Source organism: Chengkuizengella axinellae, from assembly GCF_030730905.1.
Classification (GTDB): domain Bacteria; phylum Bacillota; class Bacilli; order Paenibacillales; family KCTC-33759; genus Chengkuizengella; species Chengkuizengella axinellae.
Genome location: NZ_JAVAMP010000007.1, coordinates 53,534 through 70,201, shown reverse-complemented (window position 1 = coordinate 70,201; position 16,668 = coordinate 53,534). Strand labels below are relative to the sequence as shown.

Genomic DNA, 16,668 nt, shown 5'->3' with positions numbered 1-16,668 from the left:
GGAAACAGATGAAGCTTTGTTTCTTGAAAATGTGGAAGAGCGTTTATTTGACTATAAAAGTCAGCTAATCTACTTTTAGAACTCTCATTATCTGATGTAGAACAACTAGAGATTTAAAAATGAGGTGATAGAGTGAAAGCTCTTTATAATAAATTATTCAAAAAGAATCATGTTGGAATCGACAATAATGTTGTTGAAGAAAGTACTAATCACGGTTTAAGTAATAATGGTTCGATTAGTTTCTTTATAAATATAGGGAGTCTAACTTCATTCAAAATTGGTAAACAGGTCTATGCTCATCATAATGTATTACACAGCACAATAACTGATGTGATGATCACTGTTCCTTTGGAAAGAGTAAATATCATCCCAAGTGCAAATAACCACTATCCATTTTTAATAGAACTTGTTGATGGTGATAATTGATAATAACAAAATGATTCAAATGATATTTAAGCAGGGAAAGATACGATCGTATCTTTCCCTGCTTTTTTTGGTGTGCCACGCATGGCGATTAACTAGGTGGTGAAAGTCCATTATGGGGGTTTGTAGTTACCAACCATTAGCTAAGAGCAAGGGTGTCCATTGCGAGGTGGAATCTGAAGGAAGCTGGAGTCAAAATTCCGACCCAAGGAACACGAACATCATCAGGCATAGGTATGGGATGAGTTTGCCAAACAAAACGAAGTCCAATAACTACACGGACATACCGATGTAAATGATGTGGGTACATGGAAGGAAAGTGAATCGTCTTACCGTGGGAGGTCTCATGGACGTGAGGAAATGAGTTTGAATCACGGTTGAAACAAGATTTATCATGAGAAGTCAGCAGAAGCCATAGTACTCGGGGTTGTCGAAACTTCCGAGGAAGGGCTGAACCTAAGGAGGTGTTAGTTAATGAATGTTACCAATACAGGAGCGAAGGGCAGCCAACTTCCAACAGATGAAAATTGGGTGGAAGGTTCACTGCAAAAGAATAGTGCGGAACATGAAGGATATGCAGGAGTGCACAATCTTGGGCGGATAACTGAAAACAACAACACCGACGCAAACGAGTCGAAGAAAGGGTTACTCGAGAAAATTGTGAGGAGAGACAACATGAATCAAGCATTCAAGAAGGTAAAAGCTAACAAAGGTTCTCATGGGATCGATGGGATGAAAGTAGATGAACTTCTACAGTATCTCAAAGAAAACGGGAACCTCATCAAGCAATCCATTCTGGACGGTAAATATTGTCCTCATCCTGTTCGAAGAGTAGAGATACCGAAAGAGGACGGGAAGAAGAAAAGAAAATTAGGAATCCCGACTGTAGTGGATCGAGTCATACAGCAAGCGATCAATCAAATACTAACGCCTATCTTCGAAGAGCAATTTTCAGACAACAGCTTTGGATTTAGACCTAAACGAAGCACACATCAGGCAATCAGGAAAAGTCAGAACAACATAAATGAAGGATATAAATATGTGGTAGATATGGACTTGGAGAAATACTTTGACACCGTAAATCAGAGTAAAATAGCAGAAATACTATCGAGAACTATTGAAGATGGTAGAGTCATATCTCTAATTCACAAATACCTGAGAGCTGGAGCGATGGTAAAACATAAATTCGAAGAAACGAAAGTCGGCGTACCGCAAGGAGGACCACTTAGTCCAATTCTTAGCAACATCATGCTGAATGAATTAGATAAAGAACTCGAAAGAAGAGGTCACCGATTTGTGCGATATGCGGATGATCTGCTCATCTTTTGCAAAAGCAGAAGAAGTGCCGAGCGTACATTGAAAAACATCCTTCCTTTTATTGAAAAGAAATTGTTTCTTAAGGTAAATAGGGAAAAGACTGTGGTTGACTATGTAGGGAAAGTGAAATTTCTTGGGTTCTCATTCTACCAAAACAAGGGAGAAACGAAAATCAGAATTCATCCAAAATCTATTGCAAAGATGAGAAGTAAAGTAAGAGAATTGACTTCAAGAAGTCATGGAATAGGTAACGATGACAGAGCCATGAAACTTAGACGATATATCATGGGATGGGTGAACTACTTCAAAATTGCGGATATGAAGAAGTTGCTCCATCAGACGGATAAATGGATGAGAAGGCGAATCCGCATGGTTTACTGGAAACAATGGAAGCGAATAAAGACAAGATTTAAAATGCTTCAATCCCTCGGAATTCATAAACAGAAAGCATGGGAATATGCCAATACAAGAAAGAGCTACTGGAGAACATCCAAAAGTCCAATCCTCTCCAAATCCCTTGGAAACAATCGAATCAAAGGATTTGGATTCCTCTTCTTTTCAGAATATTATCGACAAGTCACTGTGTAAACTTAGGAACCGCCGTGTACCGAGCGGTACGCACGGTGGTGTGGGAGGTCGGCTACTCAACTAATGGGTAGCCTCCTACCCGATTGTTATAGAACGTTTTCATAAGGACAAAGGGTTTAAAAACTAAGCTTTTGAGATTTTATTGAGAGGGGCTTTTATTATAATGGGTCTGAATTCTATTCATGAGCAAATGTAAGTGCATCAACAGTTTGGAAATGTAGTCCATCCTGCTTGTTATTTTCGTATAGAGCTTTATTTAATTCATACTACAAGGCGAAGAAATCATTGTTTTTAAATTTCATTGGATGTGATGGAAGTGGAAATGTATGTTTTGAGCAAAATGATTTCTATTGTGAAAGGAGAAGGAACAAATGAAAAATCTGCTTTTTAAAATGATATCGCTATTTTTAGTCATCGTTTTATTTATTCAACCTGTAATTCAACAACAGATGTATGTAAGTGCAGCACCTCAATCAACTAATGTTAACTTAAAAACATTATTGGCAAATGGGGATGAGGGTGTAATCAATGAAGATTTAACAACACCATCCAATTCAGGCGAGCATCTTGAGATAGATACGGGCCAAAATGATCAGCTGGATAATGGAGGTGAAAATGAAAAGGGATCAACACTATCTAATAACGTAAATTTAAGCAATTTGGATCCAATTATTAAAGACTCGAACTTAGAACAAGCGATAAAAGTTAAATTAGACATAACAGGTGATTTAAAAGTAACAGACTTAGAAAAACTAACTGAATTAGATGCTACAGGGTTAGGTATTAACAGCCTTGAAGGTATTGAAAATGCTGTGAATTTGACAAATCTTTATTTAGGTTACGATTTTATTACCGATGAAAAGAACAATATCACAGAAATTAAAAGTCTAAATAGTCTGACGAATTTAACGACCCTTAATTTATCTTGGAATGTTATCACAAATATATCAAACCTAAATAGTCTGACGAATTTAACGACCCTTGATTTATTTTGGAATTTCATCACAGATGTTGAAAGTCTAGAAAGTTTAAAAAATTTAACAAGTCTTGATTTATCTTGGAACAAGATCACAGATATAATAAGTTTAGGAAATCTGACGAATTTAGAGACCCTTAATTTAGAGTGTAATTTAATTGAAGAAATTCCAAATTTAGAAAATCTGACAAATTTAAGAAACCTTTATTTAGGTAGTAATAGCTTCACCACCACAGGTATTACAAACCTAGGAAATCTGACGAATTTAGAAATCCTTTATATATGGGGTCCTGACATCAATTCAAATGGAACCATTGTTAAAGGATATACAGATTTTATTGCGGAAGAGTTGAATGGAAAATTAAATATGTAACAAAGCAATTTGCAACTCCAGAACTAACAACTTCGGATTTAACGTTGTGGACAAAGAGAGATGGTCTTACCCTTATATTGAAGTAGCATCCAAAGCAGGCATTATAAATGGAATCGTCCTCATTTAGTTCAAGCAGTATTCAATAGCCTTCTTAATATGGGGTGTTAATATGTTTTGGCAGATACTGTTGTCAATAGTGATAGCTATCATCTCCTCAAATCACTTGGCTTCAAAGTTACAGGGGGTGAATACGTTGATACAAGCTTTAATGTGAATAGTAATTCCATACTACTTATTTGCCAAATGGATGAAATTAAAGATGTACTCTTTAATCACCCTAATCGAAGGCAAATAGCATTCTTAAGAAATTATTCGAATAAAACTACGGCTAATTGTAACTTGAAAAACATGGATAAACCTACATAAGTAAAGTGTTTTAAGGTATTCATACCAGATTTTAAATGGATGAGTACCTTATTTTTTTTCTAATTTTCATACTTCTGTTCCATTCCTGTAATACAACAAATACCCCGCTTTTTCAATACTGGATTCAATCATATATTCACCAACAGATTTTCCAATCAGCTTTATACATTTAAAAGAAAAATGTATATGACGTTTTCATGAGACAAGTGATTCAAAAACAAAACTTTGAGAGTTTGTTGAGAGGGGCTTTTATTATAATGTCTCTGAAATGTAATTATGCAATTGTAAGTCTATGAACAGTTTGAAGATAAGTCCATCCTGCCAGCTTGTTATTTATATATAAATCTTTGCTAAATTCACACTACTCTGTGCGAAGAAACCTATATTAATTTCATTAGCTGTGATGGTTTACCTCATTCATTTGATTCAGAAATGTGGAGTTGGAAAAAAGGAGGTGATGATATGTCACTCAGTTGCTTTTGAGATCATTTCATCATGAATTTTTTGACAGGAAAATACGGCAAAGTGAATCCAATGTACAGCCTTCTTACAGTACGAGAAAAATGAGAAGGAGGGAAGGAATGGACAGAAAAAAATAAGTTGAAATGGAATGGACAGAAAAAAATAAGTTGAAATGGAAATGTATGTTTTGAACAAAATGATCCGTATTGTGAAGGGAGAAGGAACAAGTGAAAAATCTTTTTTATAAAATGATATCAATATTATTAGTCATCGTATTATTTAATCAACCTGTATTTCAACAACAAATGAATGTAGTCGCAAATGGGGATGAAGGGGAAATCAATCAAGGTCAAGGTATTGAAACAGAATCCAGTTTAGGCGAGGATAAAGAATGGGTCGAGCCAGATATACCATTAGGTCAACAGGATCTTGAGATAGATACGAGTCAAAATGATCAACTTGATAACGGAAGTAGAAACGAAAAATTTTCGACATTATCTAATAACGCCAATTTAAGCGATTTAACTTTAAATGCTGGAAACTTGTTTTTTGATCCGAATCAGACCGAATATGTGGTAGAGGTAGATAATAGACTCGATTCTATTATGATCACGCCCACAGTTGATCACGAAAACGTAACGATCAAAGTAGACGGAGATACAGTAACTAGTGGAAGTGAGGTAAACATTCCTTTAGAGACAGAGAAAGAGACCACAATTAAAATCAATGTGACAGCAGAAGATGAAACAACAGGAGAAGCAATAGAGCAAACGTATACAATCACAGTAACAAGTGCAGCAGCAATGGAGATAACTGAATTGGAATTGGACATCACTTCAGAGGATGAGGTCTATACAGTTGGACAGTCCATTGAATACACCATGACAGTCACGAACAAAGGTACGATACCACTCACCAAAGTCATTGTAAAGAATGACTTGCTTGAGATGGATGAAACCATTCCAACCCTTAAAGTCGCTGAGAGTAGAGCATTAACAGAAACTTATGAAGTCACAAACGACGACCTGCTCAATGGTCAAGTGGTGAGTATTGTCACGGTTGTGAGTAATGAAACGGAAGAACAAGAAGCGAGTCGTACGGTGACTATTCAGCATGAAATTAGTTCTCTAAATGCATCTCAATCTCTATTCCTCAATGTCTCAGACATTACTCCAACTCTTATAGCAGCAGGTGATAAACATACCGTGGGTTTAAAACCAGATGGAAGTGTGGTTGCTGTAGGGTTGAATGATGATCAACAAACGAATGTGTCAGACTGGACAGATATTGAGCAGATCGCAGCAGGATATTATCATACTGTAGGCTTAAAAGCAGATGGAAGCGTGGAAGCGACAGGAAAGAATAGTGATGGTCAGACGACGAATGTCACAGGATGGACCAATATCATTCAGGTGACGGCAGGCGCATATCATACTGTAGGCTTAAAAGCAAATGGAAGCGTGGTCGCCGAAGGATTGAACAAGTCGGGTCAGACGGAAGTGTCAAACTGGTCTGGTATTAAGCAGGTGGCAGCAGGATATTATCATACCGTAGGCTTAAAAACAGATGGAAGCGTGGTCGCTGAAGGAGATGGTTTTTCAGGGCAGAAGAGAGTGTCAGATTGGTCAGATATTAAGCAGGTGGCAGCAGGAAAATCTCATACGGTAGGGTTGGAAAGCGGTGGAACTGTGGTAGCAGTAGGACTTAGCACATCAGGTCAGACGGGAGTGTCAGGCTGGTCTAATATCGAGCAGATCGCCGCAGGAGATGCTCATACCGTAGGCTTGAAATCAGATGGAAGTGTGGTCGCCGTAGGATTGAATGATCAAGGACAGACGGAAGTGTCAACCTGGACCGATATTGTGCAGATCGCCGCAGGGAATTTTCATACTGTAGGCTTGAAATCAGATGGAAGTGTGGTGGCAGTAGGAAAGGTCGATGATGGTCAGACGAATGTAACAGGCTGGATTTTGCTCGATAACGTAGTCACGGAGTTAGAAAGTGCAGTGAATGAAGATTTAACAGAAGAAACAAATCTCTCAATAGCAGAAGAAGCACTTGAGAAAGCAATAAACATATTGTCATCCTTACCTGATAGTGAGGATAAAACGGCATTAGAAGAAAGAGTAAACAATGCAAAACAGGAGATTATAGAAGCAGGGGTTAGTTTAGGATATTTAAGTAAATTAGAATTAAGTGAAGGGACTTTAATGCCAACATTTGATGTTCTCACAAGTCATTATCAAATAGATGTAGAATACGATATAGAAACCATTTCAATCACACCAACAGTTGAAAATGAACTTGCAGAAATTACAGTGAATGGTGATCCAGTGGCAAGTGGGATTGAATCTAATGTGATTGATTTAGATTTTCGCCAAAATCACATAAACGTTATTGTCACCTTAGAAAATGGACTAACAAGGGAATACACCATAACAGTCACAAGAGCATTCAGAGGAAAAATTGCAGCAAGCGAAATGCACACAGTAGCGTTAAAAACAGATGGAAGTGTGGTAGCAGTAGGAAGTGATACTAGTGGTCAGACAACGGAAGTGTCAACCTGGTCGAATATTAAGCAGGTAGCAGCAGGATATTCTCATACTCTAGGGTTAAAAACAGACGGTAGTGTGGTAGCAGCAGGAAGTGGTTCTTTGGACCAGACGAATGTGTCAGACTGGAAAGATATCAAACAGGTCACAGCAGGATTGAACCATACAGTTGGCTTAAAAACAGACGGAAGTGTGGTAGCTGTAGGGGGGAATCCCTATGGTCAGATGAATGTTTCAGGCTGGTCAGAAATCGTGCAGGTCTCAGCATCATATGATCATACCGTAGGTTTAAAAACAGACGGAAGTGTGGTAGCAGTTGGACAAAATGGCTCTGGACAGCTGGAAGTTTCAACTTGGACGGATATTGTGCAAGTATTCGCAACACGGAATCTTACCCTAGGTTTAAAATCTGACGGTAGCGTGGTAACAGCAGGTTATGTTTCTGGTGTGGAAGAAGTGTGGGAATGGGACGATATTGTGCAGGTCACAGCAGGATTGAAACATATAATAGGCTTAAAAACAGACGGAACCATGGTAGCTGCAGGGGATAACTCTTATGGTCAGAAGAATGTGTCAGGCTGGACAGATATCGTGCAGATCGCCGCAGGAAATAACCATACCATAGGCTTAAGATCAGACGGAACTGTCATAGCCGTAGGATATCACGTTTGGGGACAGACGAATACATCAGGCTGGATTTTACACGATAACGTATTTACGACGTTAGAAAGTGCAGTGATGAAAGATTTAAGAAAAGAAGCTAATCTGATAAAAGCTGAAGAGGCATTCCAAAGAGCAAAAAGTACATTGTCTGCTCTATCTGATAGTGAGGATAAAACAGCATTAGAAGAAAGAGTAAACAATGTAAAACAGACGATTATAGAGGCAGGAATCAATTTAGGCATTGCATATTTAAGTGAATTAGAAGTAAGTGATGGCACTTTAACGCCAACATTTGATGTTCTCATTAGTCATTATCAAATAGATGTAAAAAACGAAACAGAAACCATTACAGTCACACCAACAGTTGAAAATGAACTTGCAGAAATTACTGTGAATGGTGTTCCAGTGGCAAGTGGTGTTGAATCTAATGCGATTCATTTAGATGTCGATCAAAATGACATAAAAGTTATTGTTAAATTAGAAAATGGATTGACAAAAGAATATAAGATTACTGTTACAAGAGCCGATCTCGTGAATGTAAACTCAGGTCCAACCCTTATAGCAGCAGGCACAGCTCAAACCGTAGGGTTAAAAACAGACGGAACAGCAGTCGCCGCAGGAGAGGATAAGGTGTCAGATCCATTGTTTAATCATGGTTGGACAGATCTCGTGGAGGTATCCGCAGGATATTGGCATACGGTAGGGTTAAAGTCAGACGGAACCGCGGTTCATGTAGGAGAAAACTTTGGTAACGCAACTTTTGGAAGGTTGGGTGGTTCAGACTTTACAGATATCGTGCAGTTATCCACGGGATATGATCATACAGTAGGATTAAAATCAACTGGAACTGTAGTAAGTACCAGGGATGACATTGGTTTGGCAGTGTCAGGCTGGAGAGATATCAAACAGGTCTCAGCAGGATATGAGTTTCATACAGCAGGGTTGAAAGAAGATGGAACCGTAGTAATGGCAACATCGGAGGATTATTATAATTCAGTATCAGAGTGGACAGATATCAAACAAATATCCGTTGGGTACAGTCATATAGCAGGGTTGAAATCCGACGGGACGGTGGTATCCGCAGGACAGTATCATTATGGAGCACTGGAAGTATCAACATGGACAGATGTCGTCCAAGTATCCGCAGGAAGATATCATACAGTAGGCTTGAAAGAAGATGGAACTGTGGTCTCCGTAGGAGGAGGACAAGATAAAAACTATGGTCAGATGAATGTGTCTGAATGGACTAATATTGTCCAGATAGCCGCAGGAGAATATCATACAGTAGGTTTGAAAGAAGATGGAACCGTGGTCTCCGTAGGAGGAGAAGGACATAATATTAACTTTGGTCAATTGGATGTATCATCATGGCTTTTACACGGTAATGTATTCACGGAGTTAGAAGATGCAGTGAAAGAAGATTTAACAATAGAAGCAAATTTGATAAAAGCTGAAGCAGCATTACAAACAGCTGAAGACACATTGTCAGCCCTTACTTATAGTGAAGATAAAGCAGTTTTAGAAGAAAGGGTAGACAATGCAAAGCGAAAGATCATAAAGACAAGAATCGAATTAGGTGATAGTGTCTACTTAAGTGGATTAATAGTAAGTGAAGGGACTTTAAAGCCATCATTTGATCTCCTCGCTACTCATTATCAAATAAATGTAAAAAACGAAATAGATACTATTACAGTCACACCAACAGCTGCAAGTATGATTACAGTGAATGGTGATCCAGTGGCGAGTGGATTTGAATCTGATGCTATTCATCTAAATATCGGTCAAAATGACATTAAAGTGAATGTCACTTTAGAAGGTGGACTGCCAAGAGAATACACGATATCAGTTACAAGAGCTGCAAAGTTAGATCCAATCCTTATAGCAGGCGGATATCATACTGTAGGAATCAAAACAGATGGAAGTGTGGTCGCCACAGGTCTGAACGGTGAAGGACAACTGGAGGCGCCAGTATGGTCAGATATTATAGATATAGCAGCAGGAGAACAACATACTGTAGGCTTAAAGCCAGATGGAAGCGTGGTTTCCATAGGTTTGAATGATGATGAACAAATGAAAGTGTCAACTTGGGTAGATATCAAACAAATCGCAGCAGGAGAACAACATACTGTAGGCTTAAAACCAGATGGAAGTCTGGTCTCCGTAGGTTTGAATGATGATGAACAAGCGAAAGTGTCAGCTTGGGTAGATATCAAACAGATCGCAGCAGGCGGACAACATACCGTAGGCTTAATAACAGGCGGAAGTGTGGTCGCTGTAGGTTTGAATGATGAGATACAAACGGAAGTGTCAAGCTGGATAGATATCAAGCAGATTGCCGCAGGAGAACAACATATTGTAGGCCTAAAAACAGACGGAAGTGTGGTCGCTGTAGGCTTGAACGATGAGGAACAAATGAAAGTATCAGGCTGGACAGATATCGAGCAGATCGCCGTAGGAGAACAACATATTGTAGGCTTAAAAACAGACGGAAGTGTGATCGCCGTAGGTTTGAACGACGATGGACAAACGGAAGTATCAGGCTGGACAGATATCGAGCAGATCGCAGCAGGTGGATATCATACCGTAGGCTTGAAAAAAGATGGAACTGTAATCGCTGTAGGAAAGAGTGATGAAGGACAGACAGAAGTGTCAACCTGGATTTTACACGATAAAGTATTTACGGAATTAGAACATGCAGTGAAAGAAGATTTAACGATAGAAGCAAATTTGATTATAGCTGAAGAAGCATTACAGAAAGCAGAAAACACGCTATCTGCCCTTGCTGATAGTGAAGATAGAACAGCATTAGAAGAAAGAGTAAACAATGCAAAACGAAAGATCATAAAGGTAAGAATCGAATTAGGTGGCAGTGTCTTCTTAAGTGGATTAGAAGTCAGTGAAGGGACATTAAAGCCAGCGTTTGATGTCCTCGCTAGTCATTATCAAATAAATGTAAGAAACGAAACAGAAACCATTACAGTTACACCAACAGCTGCAAGTGAAACCATGATTACAGTGGATGGTGATCTAGTACCAAGTGGAGTTGAGTCTAATGCTATTGATTTAGATGTTGGTCTCAATCATATTAAAGTCATTATTACCTTAGAAAATGGATCGAGAAGAGAGTATACCCTTATCGTCAATAGAGCTACATTCATTGCAACAGGACCTTATCATACAGTAGGATCGAAAACAGATGGAAACGTGGTAGCTATAGGAAAAAGTGATGATGGACAGCTGGAAGTGTCAGCTTGGACAGATATCATACAGATAGGGACAGGACAGCATCATACGGTAGGGTTGAAAAAAGATGGAAGTGTGGTAGCTGTAGGAAGTAATAACTATGGACAGATGAATTTTTTGTCAGATTTGTATCCAGCTTGGACAGATATCGGTCAGATAGCAGTAGGATATTCTCATACTGTGGGCTTGAAATCAGATGGAACCATGGTAGCTGTAGGGAGTAATTCCCATGGAGAGTTGAATGTGTCAGACTGGACAGACATTGTGCAGGTAGTGGCAGGGCTTTATTATACAGTAGGCTTAAAAACAGATGGAAGTGTGGTAGCAGTAGGATGGAACAGTTATGGTCAGATAAATGTATCAGACTGGACAGACATTGTGCAAGTATCCTCAGGAGGTAATTATACAGTAGGCTTGAAATCAGATGGAACGGTGGTAGCTGTAGGAGGATTTGTTAACTTGGGTGAAGGACTGACGGAAGTTTCTATGTGGACAGACATTGTGCAGGTCGCAGCAGGCAAATTTCATATAGTAGGCTTGAAATCAGATGGAACGGTGGTAGCAGCAGGAAAGAACAATTGGTATGGACAGTTGAATGTGTCAGGCTGGATTAATATAGAGCAGGTATCAGTAGGCGAATATCATACAATAGGCTTGAAATCAGATGGAACGGTGGTAGCAGCAGGATCGAACAGTTATGATCAGATAAATGTGTCAGCCTGGATTTTACACGATAATGTATTCACGGAGTTAGAAAATGCAGTGAAAGAAGATTTATCAATAGAAGCAAATCTGATAACAGCTACAGAAGCATTACAGAAAGCAGAAAACACATTATCAGCCCTTTCTGAAAGTGAGGATAAAACAGCATTAGAAGAAAGGGTGAACGTTGCAAAACAGACAATAGAAAAAGCCACAGCGATAGATGAAGCGATAGTAGCAATCTCTAGCTTACCAGACACCATTACGTTGACAGAAAAATCAGGAGTGGAATCAGCAAGAGCAAAAGTAAATTTAGCGCTCACAAAAGGAGCAACGGAAAGCGAAATCATGAACCTGAATGTCTTGGTGGCAGCCGAAACAACGATCGCAGAATTGGAACAGTTGGAAGCAGAGAAATCGACAGCAATAGCCGAAGCAATAGAAGCAATCGATAATTTGCCAGCCACGATCACGATGACAGAAAAATCAGCAGTGGAAGTAGCAAGAGTAAAGGTGGATTTGGCGATCACAAAAGGAGCAATGGAAAGTGAAATCACGAACTTGAATGTCTTGTTAGCAGCCGAAACAACAATCGCGGAATTGGAGTTAGAGAAAGCCACAGCGATAGATGAAGCGAAAACAGTAATTGCTAGTTTACCAGACACCATTACGTTGACAGAAAAATCAGCAGTGGAATCAGCAAGAACAAAAGTAAATTTAGCGCTCACAAAAGGAGCAACGGAAAGTGAAATCACGAACCTGAATGTCTTGTTAGCAGCCGAAACAACAATCGCGAAATTGGAGTCAGAGAAAGATGAAGCAATAGTCGAAGCGAAAGAAGCAATAGTTAGCTTACCAGACACCATTACGTTGACAGAAAAATCAGCAGTGGAATCAGCAAGAGCAAAAGTAAATTTAGCGCTCACAAAAGGAGCGACGGAAAATGAAATCACGAATCTGAATGACTTAGTAGCAGCCGAAACAAAGATCACGGAATTGGAGTCAGAGAAAGATGAAGCAATAGTCGAAGCGAAAGAAGCAATAGTTAGCTTACCAGACACCATTACGTTGACAGAAAAATCAGTGGTGGCAGCAGCAAGAGCAAAAGTGGATGTAGCGCTCACAAAGGGAGCAACGGAAAATGAAATCACGAACCTGAATGTCTTGTTAGCAGCCGAAACAACGATCGCAGCATTGGAGTTGGAGAAAGCCACAGCAATAACGGAAGCAATAGAAGTAATCGATAATTTGTCAGCCACGATCACGTTGGCAAATAAATCATCGGTAGAAGCAGCAAGAACCAAAGTAGATTTAGCGCTCACAAAGGGAGCAACGGAAAATGAAATCACGAATCTGAATGACTTAGTAGCAGCCGAAACAACGATTGCAGCATTGGAGTTGGAGAAAGCCACAGCAATAACGGAAGCAATAGCAGCAATTGCTAGTTTACCAGACACCATTACGTTGACAGAAAAATCAGCAGTGGAATCAGCAAGAGAAAAAGTAAATTTAGCGCTCACAAAAGGAGCAACGGAAAGTGAAATCACGAACCTGAATGACTTAGTAGCAGCCGAAACAACGATTGCAGCATTGGAGTTGGAGAAAGCCACAGCAATAACGGAAGCAATAGAAGCAATCGATAATTTGTCAGCCACGATCACGTTGGCAAATAAATCATCGGTAGAAGCAGCAAGAACCAAAGTAGATTTAGCGATCACAAAAGGAGCAACGGAAAGCGAAATCATGAACCTGAATGTCTTGGTGGCAGCCGAAACAACGATCGCGGCATTGGAGTTGGAGAAAGCCACAGCGATAGCCGAAGCGGAAGCAGCGATAACTAGCTTACCAACCACGATCACGTTGAAAAATAAATCATTAATAGAAGAAGCAAGGGAAAAAGTAGATTTAGCGCTCACAAAAGGAGCAACGGAAAGCGAAATCACGAACCTGAATATTTTGGTGGCAGCCGAAACAACAATCGCGGAATTGGAGTTGGAGAAAGTCACAGCGATAGCCGAAGCGGAAGCAGCGATAACTAGCTTACCAACCACGATCACGTTGAAAAATAAATCATCAATAGAAGAAGCAAGGGAAAAAGTAGATTTAGCGCTCACAAAAGGAGCAACGGAAAGCGAAATCATGAACCTGAATGTCTTGTTGGCAGCCGAAACAACGATCGCAGAATTGGAGTTGGAGAAAGCCACAGCGATAGCCGAAGTGAAAGAAGCGATAGCTAGCTTACCAGCGACGATCACATTGGAACATAAACCAGCAGTAGAAGCAGCAAGAGTAAAAGTAGATTTAGCGCTGGCAAAGGGAGCAGAAGTAAGTGAAATCACGAACCTGAATGCTTTAGAGTCCGCCGAAACGACGATTCAAGAATTGGAGCAGTCCGAAGCAGAGAAAGCTGAAGTGATATATGAAGCGATAGAAGCGATCGATAATTTGCCAGATATCATCACGTTAGCAAATAAATCATCGGTAGAATCAGCAAGAGTAAAAGTAAATTTAGCGCTCACAAAAGGAGCAACGGAAAGTGAAATCACGAACCTGAATGACTTAGTAGCAGCCGAAAAAAAGATCACGGAATTGGAGTCAGAGAAAGATGAAGCAATAGTCGAAGCGAAAGAAGCAATAGTTAGCTTACCAGACACCATTACGTTGACAGAAAAAACAGTGGTGGCAGCAGCAAGAGCAAAAGTGGATTTAGCGCTCACAAAGGGAGCGTTAGCCAGTGAAATCACGAACCTGAATGTCTTGTTGGCAGCTGAAACAACGATCGTAGCATTGGAGTTGGAGAAAGCCACAGCAATAACGGAAGCAATTGAAGCAATCGATAATTTGTCAGCCACGATCACGTTGGCAAATAAATCATCGGTAGAATCGGCAAGAGCAAAAGTGGATTTAGCGCTCACAAAGGGAGCGTTAGCCAGTGAGATCACGAACCTGAATGTCTTGTTGGCAGCTGAAACAACGATCGTAGAATTGGAGTTGGAGAATGCTGCAGCAATAACGGAAGCAATAGAAGCAATTGCTAGTTTGCCAGCCACGATCACGTTGACAGAAAAATCAGCAGTGGAATCAGCAAGAGCAAAAGTAAATTTAGCGCTCACAAAAGGAGCAATGGAAAGTGAAATCACGAACCTGAATGACTTAGTAGCAGCCGAAACAACGATCGCAGCATTGGAGTTGGAGAAAGACACAGCAATAACGGAAGCAATAGAAGCAATCGATAATTTGTCAGCCACGATCACGTTGGCAAATAAATCATCGGTAGAATCGGCAAGAGCAAAAGTGGATTTAGCGCTCACAAAGGGAGCGTTAGCCAGTGACATCACGAATTTAGATGTCTTAGTGACAGCAGAAGCCACGATCACAGAATTGGAAGAGGATGAGCAACCGTCTACAGGAGGAAATAAGCCTCCAAGTGGAAACGATGATAAACCATCCGATCATGATCAAACACCTGAAGAAACACCAGAGGAAACCAATGGTGAAACAGACAATCAGGAACCTAATGAAATAGAAATCGAAGTACAAACGAAAACCGAAAAAACAGAAGAAGGAAAGACGATCACGACGGTTACACCTGCTGTGGAAGTAATAGAAACAGAATTAAAACAGTCACAAGAAAATGACATTGTAATTCTGAAAGCAGAAACAGCATCAGATGTAGTTGTAGGACAGTTAAATGGTGAGATTGTAAACAGCATGGAGGAAAAACAACTCGTATTAGAAATACAGACTGACCAAGCTACGTATACACTACCAGCCGCAGAGATAGATATTAATAAAATAGCAACACAATTTGGAAAAGATACAGAGGTTGAAAATATTCAAGTAGAAGTTGAAATTTCTAAACCATCAGATGAAGTGCTAGAAATGGTAGAGAATGCAGCAACTGAAGGGAAACTGACGATTATCGTTCCACCCATTGAGTTTACTGTTAAAGCGAAAAGTGGAGATAAAACAATTGAAATAGATACATTCACTGGTTTTGTAGAAAGATTGATAGCTATTCCAGAGGACGTAGATCCAAGTCTTATCACAACTGGAGTTGTAGTAGAATCAGACGGCACATTAAGACATGTGCCAACAAAGATCATTGAACTTGAAGGGGAATATTATGCGAAAATAAGTAGTGTAACCAATAGTATCTATATGCTCATTAGCAATGAAGTCTCATTTAAAGACGTTCAAAGTCATTGGGCGAAGGAAGCAGTAAACGATATGGGTTCACGAATGATTATTAATGGTGTTGGAGACGATTTGTTCAAACCAAACAAAGAAATTACTCGCGCAGAATTCGCAGCAATCATTGTGAGAGGTCTTGGGTTGAAACTAGAAATCGGAGGTACACCATTTACAGATGTGAAAGCGACAGCCTGGTATAACGACGTAATCCAGACGGCATATTCTTACCAATTAATAAAAGGTTATGAAGATGGAACCTTCCGACCAAATGAAAAAATAACACGAGAGCAGGCAATGGTGATCATCGCAAAAGCAATGGAAATCACCGATTTAAAAGAAAAGCTTCCATCCAAAGCAATAGAAGAACAACTTGGATCATATGAAGATGCGAATCAAGCTTCGGAATGGGCGAAAAAGAGTCTAGCTGATGTTCTTCAAGCCGGTATAATTACTGGAAAAAATGAATTGGAGCTTGCACCAAAAGTGAATATTACAAGAGCAGAGGTTGCCATTATGATTCAGAGACTTCTTGAAAAGTCTGGATTAATATAATCTAAATAGATGAAATGACTTCGGTATTGTGCCGGAGTTCATTTCATTTGAACCCTTTTTAAAATTCATTTGAAGTTATAATTTGCTTTTACTTTATGGAGACAATTAGATTTGATCTGGTTGTCTTTTTTTATTTATGAAAGTTCATTCGGGGCAAGAAGCAAGTCGCCGTTTAGAGGTAGATTTCATGAATCCAA

Annotated in this window: 4 protein-coding genes and 4 pseudogenes; all 8 read left to right on the top strand. The window is 39.6% G+C overall.

Annotated features, from left to right (window positions below; genetic code table 11):
* The first annotated feature begins 132 nt into the window (after positions 1-132).
* Positions 133-426 (top strand): hypothetical protein, encoded by a 294-nt coding sequence (locus tag Q5Y73_RS14405; protein WP_305992610.1) that lies wholly within the window; start codon positions 133-135, stop codon positions 424-426.
* A gap of 471 nt (positions 427-897) precedes the next feature.
* The gene (ltrA, locus tag Q5Y73_RS14400; RefSeq protein ID WP_305992609.1) at positions 898-2,328 is read left to right on the top strand and encodes a group II intron reverse transcriptase/maturase; all 1,431 of its coding nucleotides are present in this window, start codon (positions 898-900) and stop codon (positions 2,326-2,328) included.
* Positions 2,329-2,699: 371 nt separating this feature from the next.
* Positions 2,700-3,677 carry a leucine-rich repeat domain-containing protein gene (locus tag Q5Y73_RS14395; RefSeq protein ID WP_305992608.1) on the top strand — a complete coding sequence of 326 codons (978 nt, stop codon included), beginning with the start codon at positions 2,700-2,702 and terminating at the stop codon, positions 3,675-3,677.
* A 1,136-nt stretch (positions 3,678-4,813) separates the two neighbouring features.
* Positions 4,814-5,641, top strand: a pseudogene (locus Q5Y73_RS14390) (cadherin-like beta sandwich domain-containing protein); the annotation flags it as partial.
* 105 nt (positions 5,642-5,746) lie between these two features.
* Positions 5,747-5,971 (top strand): annotated as a pseudogene (locus Q5Y73_RS24995) (chromosome condensation regulator); the annotation flags it as partial.
* Positions 5,972-5,977: 6 nt separating this feature from the next.
* A pseudogene (locus Q5Y73_RS14385) lies at positions 5,978-6,502 on the top strand (RCC1 domain-containing protein); the annotation flags it as partial.
* A pseudogene (locus Q5Y73_RS24885) lies at positions 6,482-7,813 on the top strand (cadherin-like beta sandwich domain-containing protein); the annotation flags it as partial. The pseudogenes Q5Y73_RS14385 and Q5Y73_RS24885, both read left to right, overlap by 21 nt.
* Before the next feature lie 42 nt (positions 7,814-7,855).
* Positions 7,856-16,471, top strand: coding sequence for an S-layer homology domain-containing protein (locus Q5Y73_RS24880; protein WP_371320219.1), 8,616 nt, complete (start codon positions 7,856-7,858; stop codon positions 16,469-16,471).
* Positions 16,472-16,668: the final 197 nt, after the last annotated feature.

Coding starts and splice junctions, on each gene's coding strand:
- Q5Y73_RS14395 (WP_305992608.1), top strand. CDS start 2,700: ATGAAAAATCTGCTTTTTAAAATGATATCGCTATTTTTAGTCATCGTT.
- ltrA (WP_305992609.1), top strand. CDS start 898: ATGAATGTTACCAATACAGGAGCGAAGGGCAGCCAACTTCCAACAGAT.
- Q5Y73_RS24880 (WP_371320219.1), top strand. CDS start 7,856: ATGAAAGATTTAAGAAAAGAAGCTAATCTGATAAAAGCTGAAGAGGCA.